Raw genomic sequence first — 19418 nt, 5'->3', positions numbered from 1 at the left:
CTAGCGCTCCTTCAGAGCAACGCGACTGTTGTACCAGTTCATGAACAGCGAGATCGCAATCGACAGCCCAAGATAGACAAGCATGAAGATTGCGATGCCTTCGATCGCCTGCCCCGTCTGGTTCATGGTGGTGTTTGAAACCATTACGAGATCCGGGTATCCAATTGCGATCGCGAGCGACGAGTTCTTGAAGAGGCTCAAATAGCTGCTTGTGAGCGGAGGGATGATGACCCGCAATGCTTGGGGAAGAACGACGAGCCGCATGGCCTGCCCGTCTCTCAGACCCAGGGCCCGCGATGCTTCCCACTGGCCCTTGCGAACCGACAGAATGCCGCTTCGCACGATCTCGGCAATGCCGGCAGAGGCGGAGAGGGCGAGGCCGACGAGCAGAGCTGTGAATTCCGGAGTGAGTTGTGAGCCGCCGGTCAGGCGGAAACGTCCCTTTTCGGGAAGACTGACTGTGAAATCTGGCTGGAGAATCAAAATCGCGAGGGCTGGCGGGATCAGGAGAGCAAGGCCGATCAAGGGCCAGGAGGTCCGCTCCTTGCCGGTTGTGATGCGCTCAGCTGTCATGCGGCGGCGAATGGCAAATGCCAGAACTGCTCCGAGAACCAGCGCGCCGATGATGATCGTATAATCACTGGTCCAGACAAGGGATGGAACCGTCAATCCACTGTTGCTCAGGAACACATGGGGTAGCACTTCCCACGCTTCCCTGACGGCCGGCAGGCCGGTGACGATCAGAGCATACCATAGGAAGAGATAGAGCAGGAGAGGGACGTTCCGCAGTGCCTCCACGTAGAGGAAGGCGAGAAGAGCGAGCAAGGGATTGCGCGACAGGCGCGCGATGCCGACGACAAGACCGAGAACGGTCGCAAGCACGACACCCCAGGCCGAAACCCAGACAGTGTTGGCGATACCGGCCAGGATGGCCCGGCCGTAGGTATAAGTCGGCTTATAGTCGATCAGGCTCTGGCTGATGACGAATCCGGCCTCGCGGCTCAAGTATCCGAAACCCGTCGCGATGTTCTGCTCTGCCAGCTTCTGGGAGACGTTCGTGAAAAGATACCACCCTAGAAGGACAATGCTCCCGACGGCGAGCACTTGGTAAAGGATCGCCCGGAAGCGAAGGTTGTAGAGGAGGCTCGTTCCACTCAACGCATCGATGCGCATGATGATCCTTTCCGGAGAATGCCGAGGATGGAACGGGCGGCCTTGCGGCCGCCCGCTGATCTCAGACTACCGGAAAGGTGGTGCGTAGAGCAGGCCGCCCTTGGTCCAGAGCTCGTTGGGGCCTCTCGACAGGCCCAGACGGGTCTTGGGTCCGAGATTGCGATCGAAGACCTCAGCGTAGTTTCCGACGGACTTGATGATGTTGTAGCCCCACTTGTTGTCGAGGCCGAGCATCTTGCCGAAGTCGCCATTCACGCCCAGCATGCGCTGAACCTCAGGATCCTCGCTCTTAAGATACTCATCCACGTTCGCCTGGGTGATACCCTTCTCCTCGGCGCCGATGAGGAGATAGACGGACCAGTTCAGGATATCGCGCCAATTGGGATCGTTCTGGCGGATCGTGGGCGCTAGCGGCTCCTTCGAGATCGTTTCCGGGAGCACCACATACTGTGCAGGATCATTGGCGATGGCACGCACGGAGGCGAGATCCGAGCGATCAGTCGTGATGGCATCGCAGCGTCCGTTGAAGAACGCATTGCGCCACTCGTCGGAATTCTCGAACACCACAGACTCGTACTTGATGTTCTTAGGCCGGAAAAAATCTTCCAAATTCTGGAGCGTCGTCGTGCCCGGCAGCAGGCAGATCGCTGCATCTGCAAGTTCGCTTGCGCTCTTCACGTTGAGCTTAGCGGGAGCCATGAGACCTTGCCCGTCGTAGAACACCACAGGTCCGAAATCGAGGCCGAGGGACGCATCGCGCGAGAAGCTCCATGTGTTCTGGCGAGACAGGATATCGACTTCGCCGGACTGAACGGCTTGGAAGCGAACATTAGTATTGAGCGGAACAAACTCGACCTTATCAGGATCGGCGAAGATCGCCGCCGAAACGGCACGGCAGATATCGACGTCGAAGCCACGTCGGACACCCTTGTCGTCGGCATAGGAGAATCCGGGAGCGACAGGTGAGACGCCGCAGAGAATCTTGCCGCGTTTCTTGACGGTATCGAGTGTTGCCTGGGCAGAGGCCGGTGCGGCCGACACGGCGGCAACACCGGCGATAAGGCCCATCGCAAGCCAGCGGGTCAAAGATCTGGATTGTGTCATTGTATTCCCTCTTTCCGTGCGCCTTATGTGGCCGCTACCCGGTAAAGCTAGACCTGAAACAACTGGAGTTTCAAGGGCGGATTTTCCCACGGATAAGCGTCTGAGAACTTGATGACTAACTAAAAGGTATGCAAACCTGCCTCTCCTCAACGCATCCGTTGCCGCAACTCCGCTCTTTGTGAGAGACGCTTATGCCCATCCTCCCCACAGCCGACATCGTCCTCACGAACGGGCGCGTCTTTCGAGGCTTCAGCGAACAGGTGACGGAGGCCGTAGCTTTGTGGGCCGGGCAGGTCTTAGCCGCCGGGTCGGCAGGGGACATGGAACCTCTCATCGGTCCGAAGACCCGTGTGATCGATCTCGCCGGACGGCTTGCTACCCCGGGGCTGTGCGACTCGCACATGCATCTTCTCCCATATGGCGTGATTATGGGCCATGTGGACGTGCGACCTGCTTCTGCGCCAACACTTGCGGCATTGCTCGAAAGAGTTCGGCAACGCGCAGTGGTCACGCCTCCGGGCCAATGGATCCAGGGACGCGGATATGACCAGTTCGAGCTTGATGTCCGTCGCCACCCTCTTCGGGAAGAACTGGACGCGGCTGCCCCCGATCATCCGGTCGCCATCGTGAGAGCCTGCGGGCATGTAACGATCTGCAATTCCAAGGCCCTGGAGCTGGCAGGCATCAATGAGACGACGCCCATTCCACAGGGAGGCTCCATCGAGCAGCGGGACGGGCGGCTGACAGGCCTGCTGGCCGAGACCGGGCGCGATCGATTGAAGGCGGTTCTGCCGGAGCCGACGGATCAGGAACTGGTTCAGGCCATCGATGATGCCGGCCGAGCATGCCTGTCCTATGGGATCACCAGCGTGATGGATGCAGGCGTCGGCATGAGGGCCGGCTACCGCGAGGTGGCGGCCTACCGCACTGCCCAACGTCTCGACCGCTTACCTGTGCGGACGACCCAGTGCCTGCTCGGGGGACCGGGAGGCATCGTGGAACAGGCCTATGCGGACGGGGTGGTGACGGGCGTGGGTGACTCCATGCTTCGCGTCGGCCCCGTGAAGATTTTCACCGACGGCAGCGCCGGCGGCCGGACGGCAGCCATGAGCGAGCCCTATGTCGGGGAACCGAAGACCACCGGTTTGATGCTCCTGCACGACAACGAGATGAACGAACTTGTGCATGATTACCATGCGAAAGGCTATCAACTGGCAGTGCACGCCATCGGCGATGCGGCCATCGAGCAGACACTGAATGCCTTTGAGCGCGCTCTCGAGGCGATGCCGGATCCTGACCGCCGCCACCGAATCGAACACGCCGGCTATGCAAGACCCGACCAGAACACCCGTATGAGGCGTCTCGGCGTTCAGCCGGTGCCGCAGCCCGTGTTCATATACGATTTCGGTGACCTGTACGTTTCCGTTGTGGGCGAAAAGCGGGCAAAGCCCTCCTATCCACTCAAAACCTGGATCGATCTCGGTTTCAAGCCAGCAGCCGGCAGCGATGCCCCTGTCTGCGACATCAATCCCTTCCCGAACTTCTTCTCGATGCTCACCCGCAAGACCTCCCATGGCACCGTCATGGATGAGCGGGAGGTGGTGTCCATCGAGGAGGCCATCACGGCCTTCACGGAATTCGGGGCTTACGTGAACAAGGCCGAGCACGAATGGGGCCGCCTTGTTCCAGGCATGGCAGCGGACGTTGCGGTCTTCTCCCGTGATCTCCTGACAGCCTCTCCCGAGGAAATCCTCCATGACACCCGCTGCGATCTCACGATCCGTGGCGGTGATGTCGTCTTCGACCGCCACGGGGAGACGGGCCGCTGATCCTGGTTACGCTGAGGACAGGAGCGCCCGACAATAGGCAGGACCCAAGGGTTGGCCTCGGGTCCTTCACATCTCATGGATAAACGGCAGGGAAGGTGGGGCCGGTCTCACCCGCCCGTCAGCTGCGGATAGGGAATACGCGCGGGCTCAGTTGCTCAAGAGTGCGGCCTGCCCAGTCCCGCTGAGGCGCTGCGGCAATCGCTTCGGCCTGACCGCGACGCAGCATCTCGATGTCATCGCTGATGTCGAAGTCCAGCACCTCCCCGTCACGGACAACTTGGCGGCCGTCGACATAGACGTCCTTGATGGCCCTGTCGTTGGCCGAGTAGACGAGGCTGCGAATGGGCTCGTAGTCGGGCTGCATATAGGGGTCGCTCATGTCAACGACCGAGAAATCCGCTTTGCAGCCCGGAGCAAGACGCCCCAGATCCGGCCGGCGGATCATGTCGGCGCCGACGGCCGTCGCTGCCATGAACGCATCCCTTGTGGTCGATGCCGTGAAACTCCCGGCGATGATGCGGCCCGCATAGCAGGCCATGCGGAGTTCATCGAGCATGTTATGGGGGAAGCTGTCCGTGCCTATGCCGACACGGATGCCCGCATTCACATAGCGGCTCAGGGTGTTCAAGGCGATGCCACGCCGGGCGAAGACAACCGGGCAGTGGGCGACCTGAGCCCCGCTGTCGCGCAGGCGCTCGAAATCGTTGGCATGCGGCCAATGCAGCCAGGGGTGGTCGTTCAGGAAGATGCAGTGGCCGATGATCGTGTCAGGCCCAAGGGCTCCGATCTTATCCAGCCATTCGATGGGCGTGCAACCGTAACGGCGCATGATCTCCTGGAACTCCACGATGCTCTGGGCTGCGTGGATCTGGATCGGCTGGTTCCGCTCGCGGGCCGCGTCCAGCGCATCGCGGATCTGGCCCTCCGTACAGGTATCGATCTGGGCAGGACCGATATAGCCGGTGATGCGCCCACTGGGATGCTTCGAGGCAACATCGGCGATCTCGATGGCCTCACGCAGCAAACGGTCGCCGGTCGCCGGATCGAGGTTGTATTCCACCGAATGGCCATTGGTGGTTTTCCAGGGGCCGGACCGGAACATTCCCCACAGGACGGCGCGGATGCCGGTTTCTGCATATTCGTCGGCCCAGGTCTCGCGCGGCCTGCCGAGATCGCAGATGGTGGTGACACCGCTCTTCAAGAGCTCCGATGCGGCGACACGCAAGGCCGGACGGGTGTATTCCGGGCCGATCTGGAAGACCGGCATGAACTCGTAGAGCGAGCTTTGGCCAAGACGCGGGCTGCCCAATTCCTCCAGCATGCCCTTCCAGCCGGGCTCATGGCCGGGATGGCTGTGGATATCCACGAAGCCCGGGATGATCATCATCCGGCTGGCATCAACCTCCACATCCGCCTGGCCGGTATAGCCGCCCCCGACATGGACGATGTCAGCGCCCCGGATCACGAAATCCGAGTTGCGGAGATAGACATGGGACCGGGCCGTCTCGTCCCAGGCGACAATCCAGTCGCAGTTCCGAAACAGAGTCGTCTTGGCGGCATCAGAGGTCATTTCGGGCTCCGAAAACTTAATAAGTGGCGGGTGCAGAGAGGCGAACATGGCCGACTGCCATGGCAACGGCCGCCTGGGTCGGCTCGACGACCGGGATCCCAACGGCTTCTTCCAGGGCAGCGCGATAGCGAGCCATGCCGGCACATCCCATGACAAGGACATCGGCTCCATGGGCTGCTTTCAGCGTATGCCCGACCTCAACCATGCGAGTGAACGTTCGTGTCTCATCGGAGAGCTCCGCAACCCCGAGCCCGATCGGCAGATCGGCCGCAAAGCGCTCCATGACGCCCATCGCGCCGAAGTAACGGAGATGTCTTGGAACAGAGGTCGGCAGGATGGCGATTACCCCAAATCGCTGTCCGAGAGTGAGCGCCGTCAGCACACCACACTCGGCAATCCCAAACACACGACGGCGGCTCTGTTCCCGCAGGGCGTGAAGTCCTGGATCGGAGAAGCATGCAATGACGAACGCCCCTGCGCGGTCTTCCAACTCGGATGCCTTGCGCAGCATCGGCATGATCACCCCGTCTACATCCCGTTGGGATTGAATCCCGGGCGGTCCCTCATCCAGGGACATGCAGACGATGTCCGGCCCATCAGCACTTCTCAGGGGGACGACCGCCTTGTCGATGGCCGCCGTAACGACCTGTGAGGAGTTCGGGTTGATCACATAAACCGCGGGTCCCATGGTCGTCTCACTCCTGAGCCGCTAAAGGGAGCGAGTAGGGTGCCAAGACGGAGAGAGGGCGCCCCTGCGGATCGCCCTTTTCAGCCCGCCGACAGGCATGCTTCTGGGCATCCTGCAACTCGCGAACCGCTCCCTCGTAATCCAGATTGACGATACGGTGGCCCTTCACGACAGACCGGCCGTCCACGTAGACATCGCGAATAGCGCGCTCCGCCGCGCAATGGATCAGATTGCGTAGCGGATCATGAACCGGCTGCATGGCCGGGTGGCTCAGATCCACGAGGGATAGGTCCGCTTTGGCACCCGGTGCCAGCCGCCCGATGTCGCTGCGACCGAGAGCCGTTGCGCCGCCAACCGTTGCTGCTGAAAACAGGCCTCCCGTGTCGAGGTCGAAGACGCTGCGTCCGGCGACCCGTGAGCAGATCAGAGCCTCGCGCAGCTCTTCGAGCATGTTGAAGGGATAGCTGTCGGTACCAATACCGACATTCACGCCCGCTCGCTGATAGGCGCCGAGGCTTTCAAGCGTCATTCCGCTGCGCGCGAAGGTGACGGGGCAGTGAGCGACCGACGTGCCGCTTCGGGCAAGACGGACGAGATCATCCCGGCTGCGCTGACGTGTCCAGGAATGGTGGTCGAGGAAGATGCAATGCCCTAGGATCAGATCCGGACCGAGGACGCCGAGGCGCTCCAGCATGGCGGGGGCCGTTTCCCCCGTCCGCCGAAGAAGCTCCTCGTGTTCAGCCATGGTTTGCGCCGCGTGAATGGTGATCCGCATCCTGCGGCTGCGTGCCTGAGCGACAGCCTCCTGGATCAGCTCCTCCGAACACGTTTCGATCTGGGAGGGCGCAATCACGCCGTCGATTCGGCCGCTTGAATGCGCACGTGCTTGGTCCACGAAGGCAAGGGCTTCAGCATACCGCTCTCGCCCTCGCGCCTCGTTCCATTCGAAGTCGAGGCGGTGACTGCCCGCCATCCGCCATTGTGCTTCGCGGAAGCCGGGAGCGAGATAGGCCCGCATTCCGCTCTCCGCAGCCAACGAGAGCCATTTGGAATGGGGCGATGCGATGTCGAGATGCGTTGTGACACCACTGCGCATCAGATCGCCCAGCATCACTGTCTGGCAGGCGGCTTTGGCATCATCATCGGCGTCGATGAGAGCTGAATACTCGTAAAGGGCATTACCCCAGAGAGTCGCGGTGCCGACATCCTCGAACAGACCCTTGGCGATTGGCTCATCCCCTGAGTGACAGTGGATGTTCACCAGACCAGGCATGACCATGAGCGCGCTGCCGTCGATCTCCTCATCTGCCTGACCCGCATAGGTCGAGCCTATGGAGAGAATGCCGGTTCCCGAGAAGGCGACATCGACGTCCTGTCGATAGACGTGCCGGGCAGAGGCCTCGTCCCAGGCAACCACCCATGCGGCTTTTCGAACAACCGTTACTCTGTCAGTCATGATGTGCCGCACCGCTGAAAAATATGGTGAGGATCGGGAGGCCATGCGGCCGGTGGGATCTGGGAGTTGGAGCTCACAGCAATTGAGCGCCGAAGTTGACGCTCGGGTCGAATTCCGGGCTCAGCCTCCCGGTCGGCCGCATGGAGGCGGAGCAGCCCCGCAGTTGCAGCTGGCCTGACCCGGGCCGGGCTTGAAGCTCTCCATCGGCAACGATCACTTCCCCCCGGCGAAGAACAAGTTCGGGCCATCCCCGGATCTTCCGTCCTGCGTACGGATTGTAGCCGACATTGTCGTGCAGCCCATCCTCAGTGAGGGTGACCTCACGGTCAGGGTCCCAGATTGCAATATCTGCATCCGCGCCGACCGCGATCGCACCTTTGCGCGGATGAAGCCCGTAGATCTTCGCCGGGGCCGTTGCAGTCAGTTCGACAAACTTCTCCAGGCTCGACCGGCCTTGGCTCACCATGGCGTCGAACATAAGCGGCAGCCGGGTCTCAAGCCCTGGCAGGCCGTTGGCGATCTGCTTGAAATCCGGATTGGGACCTGCCGAGAGCTTGCCGCGTTCATCGTACCGATAAGGCGCGTGATCGGAGGAGATGACCTGAAGGTCGCCGAGTTCGAGCGCTCGCCACAATGCCTCCTGGTCCGCCACCGAGCGTGGAGGCGGACTGCACATCCACTTGGCGCCCTCAAGACCGGGCCGGTCCAGATCCTGCGCCGTCAGGAACAGATATTGAGGGCAGGCTTCGGCAAAGACCTTGATGCCCTCGCCCCGAGCCCGGCGAATGGCGGCCGCCCCTTCAGCAGTCGACACATGGAACAGCATGATCGGCTGGTCGAGAAGCTGAGAAAAGCGGATGAGGCGCTCAAAGGCTTCGATCTCGCACACCCTTGGGTGACTGACGCCGTGGAATTTCGGTTCGACGTAGCCCCGGGACACGAGCCTGTCGGCCATCCATTTGATCATCCCGTGGTTTTCGGCATGGGCACAGACCAGGGCACCATATCTGCGGGCCACCATCATCACGTCCAGAACCTGCTCGTCGAGAAGGCGGACCCGATCATAGGTCATGAAGATCTTGATAGACCGGTGCCCGCGCTCGATCAGTTCGGGCAGGTCACGCTCCAGCGTTTCCGGCGTCGGATCGGATATCCAAAGATGAAAGGCGTAGTCCGTCACCGCGCCGGTCGCAGCAAGATGCGAGTAGTTCTCCACGACCTGACGAAGGCTGTCTCCGCGATGCTGCGCTGCAAAAGAGATGACGGTTGTCGTCCCCCCAAATGCAGCCGAACGGGTGGCTGTCTCGAATGTATCGGCATTCATCAACCCGCCGCCGGAGAGCTGCTGAATATGACAATGAGCGTCCACACCGCCTGGAATTACGAATCTTCCCGTGGCATCGATGGTGCGGCGGGCTGAAAGGTTCAGACCCAGCGCGGCAATCACACCATCCTGAATCGCCACATCCATGGGCGAGACGCTTTCAGTGGTTACGACATTCCCACCTTTGATGACGATATCGTATTCCACCGGTTGGCTTTCCTACCTCTCAGGAGACTGAGCTGATTCAGCGTCAGGGCATTGTGCAATGTATGCAGATGGCACAAAGCTCAGCAAGGAGAAGTTGATCGTAGCGACGAACGCAGAGTTCAGCCCGTTCAGGTCCCGATTCTGGGGAGCAGCTTCCTCAGCTGGAAACGCTTACCCTCGTGGAAAGCTGGGTCGAGAAAGATCAGTCTTCGCCCGGTACAGCGACGGCCTATAACATCGAAACGAACACGCTCAGCGACTGCGGAGCATGCCGGCCTGCCTCTATCCGTCATAGCGAAGTACAATGGCTCCGGAGTTCATAACTGCGTCGAGAACTTCACCTGCGAGAAGCGTTCTGATCCACTCGCGTTTGACCTTAAACCTTAATGTGTGTCTAAGCGGGCCGCCCTGAGCCACAGCTCTCTGCAGCTTTGTACGATGGCAGCGCACCTGAGACGTAAGCGCTTGGGGCACTCAAGTACCAACGCTCGTGAAGCCGTCGGAACGTGAAATTTTGACCCGGAGCTGGCATTTTACAGCGCCCCCTTGGCGGCATGCCGCCGATCAGCCTGGCATGCCCACTTCAGGTCCAGCCATTCGAACCTGCCCTTAGAGGCCTGCGGCACCTGCATTCCCAGGAAACTGCCCAGCCGAGCACGGCCACCTCTTGTTTTCCGGACACTGTCATCCATAACGCTACAGTCAGATTTACCGAAAGCAGGATCATGGCTTCCACGCACGATGCCTGCCCTCAGGCCCCGCTCCATCCCGGTGCGATGCTGCGCGATCAGGTGCTGCCTGGCCTCGGCCTTTCCGTGAGCCAGGCCGCCCGCGATCTTCGCATCGCTCGGCAGACCCTCCACCGCGTTCTCGCCGGCACGGCGGCGGTCAGCCCCGAGATGGCCGCCCGCCTGGCCCGCCTGTCGGGAACTACCCCGCAGTTCTGGCTCGATCTCCAGCAGCGCTATGATCTCTGGCACGCCGAGCAGGCGCTGGCCGGGGTGTTGACGCTGATCCCGCCCCACATTCTGCCTCCGGCCGTTCAGGCCGAGATTGGACTGTTGCATGACCTCACAATCCAAGCCCCTCCCCAAAGCGCAGACCGGGGTAGAAGGGCTCGATGACATTCTCGTCGGGGGGCTTGCTCCCGGCCATGTCTACCTCCTGGAGGGCAGCCCCGGCACCGGCAAGACCACCATCGCGCTCCAGTTCCTGCTGGAAGGCGCCAAGGCGGGCGAGACAGGCCTCTACATCACCATGTCGGAGACCGAGCGCGAGCTGCGCGAGGGGGCAGCCTCCCACGGCTGGTCCTTGGACGATGCCATCCATGTGTTCGAGCTCGTGCCGCCCGAGAGCCTGCTCGACGAGGAACACCAGCAGAGCCTGCTCTACTCCTCCGACTTGGAACTCGGCGAGACCACCAAGGCGGTATTCGAGGCCATCGACCGGGCCAAGCCGGTGCGGATCGTCCTCGACAGCCTGTCCGAGATCCGCCTGCTGGCCCAAAGCTCCCTGCGCTATCGCCGCCAGATCCTGGCGATGAAGCACTACTTCGCCCAGCAGGGGGCCACCGTCCTGATGCTGGATGACCTGACCACCGACACCAACGATAAGACCGTGCACAGCATCGCCCATGGAGTGATCCGGTTGGAGGAGATGACCCCGACCTATGGCGCTGAGCGCCGCCGCTTGCGGGTGATCAAGTACCGCGGCCAGAGCTTCCGGGGTGGCTTTCACGACTTCATCATTGCCGAGGGTGGGGTCCAGGTGTTCCCGCGCCTGATCTCCAGCGAGCACAAGACCGGCTTTGCCCGCACCGTGCTGGCCAGCGGGATCCGGGAACTCGATGCTCTGCTGGGCGGGGGCATCGAGCAGGGCTCTAGCACCCTGGTGATGGGGCCGGCTGGCACCGGCAAGTCGCTTCTCGCGGTTCAGTTCGCGGTTTCCGCCGTTCAGCGGGGTGAAAAGGCGGCCTTGTTCGTCTTCGACGAGGAGCTCGGCCTGCTACTCGACCGCACCCGGCTGATGGGCATTGACCTGGAGACGCTGTGCGCGGCCGGAAACCTGTTCATCGAGCAGGTCGACGCTGCCGAACTCTCGCCGGGTGAGTTTACGCACAAAGTGCGTACCAGGGTTGATAGTCATGGCGTCAAGACCGTCGTGATCGACAGCCTCAACGGCTATCAGGCGGCCATGCCGGAGGAGCAGTTTCTGGTGCTGCACATGCATGAGCTGCTGCAATACCTGAACCGGCAGGGTGCCTCGACGTTCCTACTCGTCGCCCAGCATGGCCTTGTCGGCGACATGAAGGCTCCAGTCGATGTGACCTATCTGGCCGATACGGTGATCCTGCTGCGCTACTTCGAGGCCTTCGGGCAGGTGCGGCGGGCCCTGTCCGTCGTCAAGAAGCGGTTCGGCTCGCATGAGAACACCATCCGCGAGATCCGGGTCGACAGCAGCGGGATTGCTGTCGGCGAGCCGCTCAGGGGCTTCCAGGGAATCTTGCGCGGTGTGCCGGTGATGGCCGCCGAGGATCGCGCCTCTCTGCTGGAAGACCGATGAGCATTGATGCCTTGTCCCATCCCCACGCAATGCGAGCCGTCATCCTGGCGCCGCACGGGCGGGATGCCGCTGTCGCTGCCGACATTCTGCACACGGTCGGGATCATCGCTGAGGTCTGCCCGAACCTGCTGGCTTTGGTCCAGGAGCTTGAAAGAGGGGCTGGCTTTGCGCTCATCACGGACGAGGCTCTCCGCACTGCCGACTTGAGCGATCTGTCCCGCTGGCTGGCGGACCAGCCTCCCTGGTCTGACTTTGCCTTCGTGCTGCTGACCCAGCGGGGCGGCGGGGTCGAGCGCAATCCTGCCTTGGCGCGTCTGACCGAGATCCTGGGCAAAGTGACCTTCCTGGAACGCCCCTTCCACGCCGGAACCCTGGTCAGCGTGGCCCGCACGGCCCTGCGCGGGCGGGAGCGGCAATACGAGGCCCGGGCTCGCCTGACCGAAATGCACACGGCGGAAAAGCGTCTGACGGCCGCGCTTGACCAGGCCAAGCGCGCCGCCGAGCACCAGCAGTTGCTCATTGGCGAACTGAACCACCGCGTGAAGAACACTCTGGCCACCGTACAGTCCATCGTGACGCAAACCCTGCGCACGAATGCTGCCTCGGAGGATGCGAAAGAGGCGGTTCAGATGCGGCTGCTTGCCCTGTCACGAGCGCACGATGTGCTCACCCGCGAGAGCTGGGAGGGGGCCGACCTGGTCGAGGTCGTCACGCGAGCGCTCGAGCCATACCAGACCTCGAACGAAAACCGGCTGCACATTGCCGGGCCGCATGTGCGGCTCACGCCACGCATGTCTTTAGCCCTTGCCATGGCATTGCATGAACTGGCCACCAACGCGGTCAAGTATGGGGCTTTGTCCAACAAGGTCGGCATCGTTGATGTGTCGTGGACGGTGCAGAACGGGGCAGCGCCGCCCCGGCTGCGCCTGCGCTGGACGGAAAGCGGCGGTCCGTCCGTGAAGGCGCCGTCTCGCCGCGGCTTCGGCTCGCGTCTCATCGAGCGCAGCCTGGCGCAAGACCTCGACGGTCAGGTGGAGATCGCTTTCGCGCCGACAGGGGTTGTGTGCGAGGTCGATGCCCCAGTCGCGTAGGGCGTAGCGCCATCTCGGCTAGCGATCTTCAGCGACGTCGCGAAGTGGCACGAGACTTCAACTGAAAGAAATGGCGGAAGGGGTGGGATTCGAACCCACGGTGGGCTTGCACCCACGGCGGTTTTCAAGACCGCTGCCTTAAACCACTCGGCCACCCTTCCTGATCGCCCGAGGCAGGCTCGGAACTGCGCCAATCTCTAAGGCTGCAAACCCGAAGTCGTCAACTCGGATCGTCTCCCTTGCAGCAGGGCCGATTCAAAGAAGGTGGCGGACGCAGCACTCATTCATTAACCATGATCGATTCTGCCGTCCGCAGATTGCGCGATTGGCACGGCTAATCGGATCCATAAGGACCAGCTGGCCCCGGAGGAAGGTCGTCGAACTAAACAACTGAAACTTCACTGGATTTTCCTCACCCGACCCCGGACCATATCTCAGATTCGCGGAGTTCTCATAGAGAACGCTCCTTGGATCCAGATTCCCAGGAAGTTGCAAGCGGATGAAATGATTGTGTTTTCACGCTCTTATGATACTTAGTATCAAATCCATTAGCTTTGCCATTGACAAGCGCGGCCGTTTAACTTTCCTTTAAGGGCTGAAAAGCACTTTGGCTTGATGTCCGGGGCAAACGGGGACTGAGCCATGCTCCGTGCTGACAACAGGATGCGAGACGACATGCGTTGCAACCGCGCTGAAGCGATCACCGGGCTGAGGGAAATCCTTCCTTCCTTCACTCAACGGACTCTGCTCCGCGTTGCTGGCGTCACAGCCATCGCCCTGATGGCTGCTAACTGCTCCTCGAACGTCAGGGGCGGGATTGATCCGAAATACGGCGTCGCTCCGAGCCCGAAGGTGGTCGCCGATGGGCAACCTGTGCCGAAGGGCGGCGGACGGGAGATGGTCGGCAAGCCCTATACGGTTGCTGGCCGCACCTATGTTCCCGATGCCACCCCGCGCCCGACCGAAGGCCTTGCCTCCTGGTATGGGGCGAATTTCCATGGCCGCATGACGGCGAATGGCGAGGTCTTCGACCGGGCCTCCATCGCAGCCGCCCATACCACGATGCCGCTGCCGAGCTATGCCCGTGTGACGAACCTCCAGAACGGTCACTCCATGATCGTTCGCGTCAACGATCGCGGGCCGTTCCATGGCAACCGGGTGATCGACGTCTCCGAACGCGCCGCCATGGCTCTCGGCTTCAAGCAGCAGGGCACGGCACGGGTGAGGGTGGAGTATGTGGGTCGAGCCTCCACCAACGGAAGCGACGATCGCATCCTGATGGCCAGCCTCAGAACTGACGGCCAGCCCGCCAGCCTCACCAACACGGCTCCGACCATGATCGCCCAGGCAGCTCAGCAGCCGAACGCGCCGCGCCAAGCTATCGCTCTGCGCAGCTTCCAGCCTGACAGTGAGGCCTATCAGACTCCCGCTCGGTCCGCTCAGCCTTCGGCGATGCCTAGCGCTGTCGCCAGCAATGTTCCGCTGCCACCCGAGCGCCCCTTCGACCTGGGAACGATTCCGGGTGCGGCAAGCCCTGTAGCCAGGGTCAGTTCGGCAGCTCCGAGCCAAGTGGGGGCGTCGCGCCCGGTGGTTGCCAGCCTATATGAGACACCTGCAAGCATGACGCCCTCCGGATTCGAGCGGAACGGCTCATCTGCTGTTCCCTCTGCGCAGAAGTTCGTTCTCCGCTAGGCTGGGACATCGTCTTTCCTCAGCCTCGCGCCTCCGCACACAGTCCAGCGTAGCTGGATGTTGATTTGCTGTTGACGCGCCACAGATTTGGGATCTCCTAGGGGAAGAGCCTGGAGATTGTGAGCTATGCGTCAGCCTCGAGCCGCCCGAGTCCTTGCGGCCTTTGCCTTTATGGTCAGTGGTTTGTTCCTTGCGTCTCAGGTGACGCAGGAGGCGCGAGCCCAGGGATTCCAGACGGCGGCTCCGACAGCCATCCTGATGGATGCCGGAAGCCATGCGGTTCTCTTCGAAAAGAGCGCGGATGAACCGACGGCGCCAGCCAGCATGGCAAAAGTCATGACGGCCGAGGTCGTGTTCAATGAGATCAAGAACGGCCGCTTGAACTTCGATAGCGAGTTCATGCTGTCGGAGAATGCTTGGCGGAAGGGGGGAGGTGGCTCCGGCGGCTCTTCCATGTTCGCCAAGGTGAATACCCCTGTCCGCCTTGAAGACCTCCTGCGCGGCCTGATCGTTCAATCGGGCAACGATGCCGCCATCGCCCTTGCTGAAGGGATCGCCGGAACCGAGGAAAACTTCGCCCGCATGATGAACGAGCGGGCCAAGCAGATTGGCCTCACCAAGTCCACCTTCCGAAACGCCACCGGCTACGGGCATCCTGAGCAGAAGGTCACGGTTCGTGACTTGGCCAAGCTCGCGCTGTACGTCATCGAGACCTATCCGGATCTCTATAAGATCTTCGGTGAGCGCGAATTCACCTGGAACAAGATCCGTCAGCAGAACCGGAACCCTCTGCTGTTTGCCGATATCGGGGCGGATGGGCTGAAAACAGGAAATATCGATGAATCCGGCTACGGGCTGATCGGCTCTGCCGTTCAGAACGACCAGCGTCTGATCGTCGTCGTGAATGGCCTGAAGACAGCCAAAGACCGGGCGGCGGAATCCAGAAAACTCCTGGATTGGGGCTTCCGGGCGTTTGAGACCCAGCAGCTCTTTACGGAAGGGCAGGTTGTTGGTGAGGCTCAGGTTTTCGGTGGAAACATGCGCTCTCTTCCCCTTGTCGCGAAGAAGCCTGTTCGTGTACTTGTCCCGCGAGGAGACGGCGAGCGGGTGACCGCCCGCATCGTCTACACCGGTCCGCTCAAAGCTCCTATCCAGAAAGGAGCCGAGGTGGCCCGGCTTCAGGTCAGCCGTGGTGACATGCAGGCTCTCGACATGCCGCTCTACGCCAATGAGGACGTCCAGCAAGGCACGCTCAGCCAGCGGGCGCTCGATGGCTTGCTGGAATTCAGCACGGGCTGGGTTCGCCGTGCATTCTCGAGCCTCGTCGAAAGCATTTGATGGCAGGTTGCTTTATCACCTTCGAAGGCGGGGAGGGCGCAGGCAAGTCGACCCAGATCGAGCGGCTCAGGCAACGGCTGGGTGGCCTCGCTCAACCGACCCTGGTGACACGTGAGCCAGGCGGATCGCCTCATGCGGAGGAGATCCGCGCCTTCATCCTGGGCGGGCACGCCAAGCACCTCGGGCCTTTCGCAGAGGCCCTTCTATTCGCCGCAGCCCGCATCGACCACCTGGACAAGACGATCGTGCCGGCTCTCAATCGCGGCACTCATGTCCTCTGCGACCGTTTCGCGGACTCGACCAGAGCCTATCAGGGTTCGGCTGGAAACATCGACGAGGCGCTTATCGACCAGCTCGAGCGGGTGACGCTTCGTGGCGTCAAACCCGACCTGACCTTCATCCTTGACCTGCCGGCTGAAACCGGCCTCGCCAGGGCTCGGGAACGCCAAGCGGGCAAGGGGGAGGGTGCGGACCGGTTCGAGGGGGAGGATGCCTCCTTCCATCATTCCCTGCGCCAAGCGTTCCTGTCGATCGCTCGCAGCGAACCAAGACGGTGTGTGGTGATCAATGCCGATCAGGAGCCCGACGAGGTCGAGGCTGCCATATGGGCTGCCTTGCGCGAAAGGCTGCCTCAGCTCGCCGAGAATCGCTTGCCGGACAACGCCGTGAGGCCGCTCGATGTCGCGTGACGGTCAGGACGTGATCGAGCCCGACGGGTTCGAGGGCGCGCCGCATCCGCGGGAGCAGTTCGCCTTCTTCGGTCACCGGGAAGGCGAGGAGGCTTTTCTGGAGGGGCTCCGCAGCGGCCGCCTGCACCATGCCTGGCTGATCGGCGGTGCTCAGGGCATCGGCAAGGCCACGCTCGCCTACCGGGTCGCCCGAGCCGTCCTCGACCCTCAGAAAGCGGGCGACAGGTCCCTGACCAGCTTGGACGTGCCGACCGAATCCCAGGTGGCCCGTCAGGTCGCAGCCCTGTCCCATCCCAATCTGGCCGTGCTCAGACGGTCCCCGCCCACGGACAAGAAGGCGGCTTCGACGACGATTCCCGTGGATGCGGTGCGCCGGGCGCTGAACATGTTCGGCTCGACGGCCGCCAATGGCGGCTACCGGGTCTGCATCGTCGATAGCGCCGAGGATCTCACCATCTCGAGCGCCAATGCGCTGCTCAAGGTGATCGAGGAGCCGCCCCCGCGCTCGCTTTTCCTGATCGTGAGCCATGCTCCGCAGCGGGTTCTGCCCACCATCCGCTCCCGATGCCGGCGTCTGCTGCTGCGTCCCCTGGGAGACCAGGAGATCAGGGCAACCATTGGCTCGCTTGGCTCTCCCTGGTCCGACATTCCGCGGGACTTGGTCGATCAGGCGCTCCGCTATGGCGAAGGATCGGTCCGCCGCACCCTAGAGCTGCTCGATGCCGAGAAGGTCGCCTTCATCGATCAGGTCACGAAGCTCCTCGACGGGCTGCCGAGGACCGACACGAAGCAGATCCTCGCTCTGGCGGAGGCGCTCGCCCGTCGCGATGCGGACGACAGTTACGAGCTAACTCTGGAAACCGTGCAACGCTGGGTCTCCGAGCGTCTGCACGACCGGGCAGGGCTCGGCGCCTCCCGCCTTGCGCCTTTGGTGGAGGTGTGTGAGAAGATCGGCCGTTCGGCGCGCGAGATCGACGTGTTCAACCTCGACCGCCGGCCCTTCATCCTGACGATGTTCGACGATCTTGCCGACGCTGTTCGGCGAGCGGCCTGAAGCCTCCGCCGTCCGCAGGAGCCGAAGGGTTTTTGAAGTTCAGGATCAGGGATTCGACATGGCCGACAAGCAAAAATTCTACATCACCACGGCTATTTCGTACCCGAATGGGGCTCCCCATATCGGTCATGCCTACGAGGTCGTCGCCTCCGATGCGATCGCACGCTTCAAGCGCATCGACGGCTATGACGTGTTCTTCATGACCGGCACGGACGAGCACGGCCTGAAGATCCAGCAGACGGCGGATAAGAACGGCACCACGCCAAAGGACTTCGTCGACCAGATGGCCGCCAAGTTCCAGGCCATGGCCGACCGGCTGGACTGCTCCTATGACCGGTTCATCCGTACGACGGACGCCGACCACCTGCCCTCGACCCAGGAACTCTGGCGCCGGATGCAGGAAAAGGGTGACATCTACCTCTCAAAGTATTCCGGCTGGTACTCGGTCCGTGACGAAGCCTATTACGACGAGGCCGAGCTGACCAAGCAGCCCGACGGCAGCTGGCGCGCGCCCACCGGCACTCCGGTCGAATGGATCGAGGAGGAGAGCTACTTCTTCCGCCTCTCCGCCTATCAGGACCGGCTGCTGGCCCACTACGAGGCCTATCCGGACTTCATCAGCCCGGAAACCCGCCGGAACGAGATCGTGAGCTTCGTCCGCTCCGGCCTGCAGGACCTCTCGATCAGCCGCACCACCTTCAACTGGGGCCTCCCGGTGCCGGGTGATCCGAAGCACGTCATGTATGTGTGGATCGATGCCCTGAACAATTATGTGACTGGGTGTGGCTTCCCGAACGAGAACGATCCGCGCTGGCATTACTGGCCGGCCGACGTCCACATCATCGGCAAGGACATCGTTCGCTTCCACACGGTCTATTGGCCTGCCTTCCTGATGTCGGCCGAGCTGCCGCTGCCCAAGCGCGTCTTCGGGCACGGCTTCCTGCTCAACAAGGGCGAGAAGATGTCGAAGTCGGTGGGCAACGTGGTCGATCCGTTCGACCTTGCCGACACCTATGGCGTTGACCAGATCCGCTACTTCTTCATGCGGGAGGTACCTTTCGGACAAGATGGCAACTACTCCCACGAAGCTATCGTCAACCGCATCAACGCAGATCTGGCCAACGATCTCGGCAACCTGGCGCAGCGCTCCCTGTCGATGATCGCCAAGAACTGCGACGCTTCCGTGCCGCAGCCGGGCGAGCTCACCCAGGCCGACCAGGACATGCTCTGGCTGGCCGATGCCCTGCCGGCGAAGACGAGGGCAGCCATGAAGGATTTCGCCCTTCATACGACGCTGGCCGAAATCTGGGCCGTAGTGGCCGAGGCCAACCGCTATTTCGCCTCCCAGGAGCCCTGGGTGCTGCGCAAGACCAATCCTGAGCGCATGAACACCGTGCTTTACGTAACGGCCGAGGTTCTGCGCGCGGTCGGCATCCTGGCACAGCCCTTCGTGCCGACGGCTGCGGCCAAGCTGCTCGATCTTCTGGCTGTTGCACCGGAGGGCAGGGGGCTTGCAGAGGTTGGGCCGGAGCATCGTCTGGCAGCCGGCACGGCCCTGCCGCAACCGGCTCCGATTTTCCCGCGTTATCTCGAAGCGGAGGTGTCCTGACGCGTCCGCTTCGATCGGCCCGAAAGGGCCCT

The 19418-nt window shown here is 62.0% G+C and carries 15 protein-coding genes and 1 tRNA gene; 9 read left to right on the top strand and 7 right to left on the bottom strand.

The window, feature by feature from the left end; translation table 11 throughout:
- Complete coding sequence (locus tag FHR70_RS15245; protein WP_183451550.1) at positions 1-1173, bottom strand: amino acid ABC transporter permease; 1173 nt, start codon at positions 1171-1173, stop codon at positions 1-3.
- Between the two features lie 66 nt (positions 1174-1239).
- Complete coding sequence (locus tag FHR70_RS15240) at positions 1240-2277, bottom strand: amino acid ABC transporter substrate-binding protein (RefSeq protein ID WP_183451548.1); 1038 nt, start codon at positions 2275-2277, stop codon at positions 1240-1242.
- Positions 2278-2468: 191 nt separating this feature from the next.
- Here FHR70_RS15240 and FHR70_RS15235 point away from each other — a divergent pair, with 191 nt between their 5' ends.
- Entirely contained in the window at positions 2469-4106 is a 1638-nt protein-coding gene (locus FHR70_RS15235; RefSeq protein ID WP_183451546.1) for an amidohydrolase, read from the top strand.
- 118 nt (positions 4107-4224) lie between these two features.
- Here the strand turns inward: FHR70_RS15235 and FHR70_RS15230 are convergent, their stop codons facing one another.
- The 4 genes from FHR70_RS15230 to hydA all read right to left on the bottom strand — a co-directional run bounded on the left by FHR70_RS15230 (position 4225) and on the right by hydA (position 9351).
- The gene (locus FHR70_RS15230; protein ID WP_183451544.1) at positions 4225-5676 is read right to left on the bottom strand and encodes an amidohydrolase family protein; all 1452 of its coding nucleotides are present in this window, start codon (positions 5674-5676) and stop codon (positions 4225-4227) included.
- Between the two features lie 16 nt (positions 5677-5692).
- Entirely contained in the window at positions 5693-6364 is a 672-nt protein-coding gene (locus FHR70_RS15225; protein ID WP_183451542.1) for an aspartate/glutamate racemase family protein, read from the bottom strand.
- A gap of 7 nt (positions 6365-6371) precedes the next feature.
- A complete protein-coding gene (locus FHR70_RS15220; RefSeq protein WP_183451540.1) occupies positions 6372-7820 on the bottom strand; it encodes an amidohydrolase family protein in 1449 nt (482 codons plus the stop codon).
- Between the two features lie 73 nt (positions 7821-7893).
- Positions 7894-9351, bottom strand: a complete 1458-nt coding sequence (gene hydA / locus FHR70_RS15215; protein WP_183451538.1) for a dihydropyrimidinase — start codon at positions 9349-9351, stop codon at positions 7894-7896.
- 725 nt (positions 9352-10076) lie between these two features.
- On the opposite strand from hydA, the gene FHR70_RS15210 reads away from it, so the two are divergent.
- From FHR70_RS15210 to FHR70_RS15200, 3 genes are read left to right on the top strand one after another with little or no spacing between them, the layout of a single operon-like run.
- The gene (locus tag FHR70_RS15210; RefSeq protein ID WP_183451536.1) at positions 10077-10475 is read left to right on the top strand and encodes a HigA family addiction module antitoxin; all 399 of its coding nucleotides are present in this window, start codon (positions 10077-10079) and stop codon (positions 10473-10475) included.
- Positions 10417-11913: an ATPase domain-containing protein gene (locus FHR70_RS15205; RefSeq protein WP_183451534.1), complete on the top strand. Its 1497-nt coding sequence runs from the start codon at positions 10417-10419 to the stop codon at positions 11911-11913. The genes FHR70_RS15210 and FHR70_RS15205 overlap by 59 nt, the downstream gene beginning before the upstream one ends.
- On the top strand, positions 11910-13004 hold the full coding sequence (locus FHR70_RS15200) for a sensor histidine kinase (protein ID WP_183451532.1): 1095 nt from the start codon (positions 11910-11912) through the stop codon (positions 13002-13004). The genes FHR70_RS15205 and FHR70_RS15200 overlap by 4 nt, the downstream gene beginning before the upstream one ends.
- A gap of 71 nt (positions 13005-13075) precedes the next feature.
- Here the strand turns inward: FHR70_RS15200 and FHR70_RS15195 are convergent.
- Positions 13076-13165 (bottom strand) — tRNA-Ser (locus FHR70_RS15195).
- Positions 13166-13679: 514 nt separating this feature from the next.
- On the opposite strand from FHR70_RS15195, the gene FHR70_RS15190 reads away from it, so the two are divergent.
- The 5 genes from FHR70_RS15190 (at position 13680) to metG (ending at position 19386) form a co-directional block, all read left to right on the top strand.
- On the top strand, positions 13680-14696 hold the full coding sequence (locus FHR70_RS15190) for a septal ring lytic transglycosylase RlpA family protein (RefSeq protein ID WP_183451530.1): 1017 nt from the start codon (positions 13680-13682) through the stop codon (positions 14694-14696).
- 126 nt (positions 14697-14822) lie between these two features.
- The gene (locus FHR70_RS15185) at positions 14823-16034 is read left to right on the top strand and encodes a D-alanyl-D-alanine carboxypeptidase family protein (protein ID WP_183451528.1); all 1212 of its coding nucleotides are present in this window, start codon (positions 14823-14825) and stop codon (positions 16032-16034) included.
- Positions 16034-16723 (top strand): dTMP kinase, encoded by a 690-nt coding sequence (gene tmk, locus FHR70_RS15180; RefSeq protein ID WP_183451526.1) that lies wholly within the window; start codon positions 16034-16036, stop codon positions 16721-16723. The genes FHR70_RS15185 and tmk overlap by 1 nt, the downstream gene beginning before the upstream one ends.
- On the top strand, positions 16713-17777 hold the full coding sequence (locus FHR70_RS15175; protein WP_183451524.1) for a DNA polymerase III subunit delta': 1065 nt from the start codon (positions 16713-16715) through the stop codon (positions 17775-17777). Before tmk ends, FHR70_RS15175 begins: the two co-directional genes overlap by 11 nt.
- Before the next feature lie 58 nt (positions 17778-17835).
- Entirely contained in the window at positions 17836-19386 is a 1551-nt protein-coding gene (gene metG, locus FHR70_RS15170; RefSeq protein ID WP_183451522.1) for a methionine--tRNA ligase, read from the top strand.
- Positions 19387-19418 lie beyond the last annotated feature (32 nt).

It is taken from the genome of Microvirga lupini, assembly GCF_014191055.1.
In the GTDB taxonomy this organism is placed as follows: Bacteria; Pseudomonadota; Alphaproteobacteria; order Rhizobiales; family Beijerinckiaceae; genus Microvirga; species Microvirga lupini_A.
This window is presented reverse-complemented; position numbering and strand designations above follow the sequence as displayed.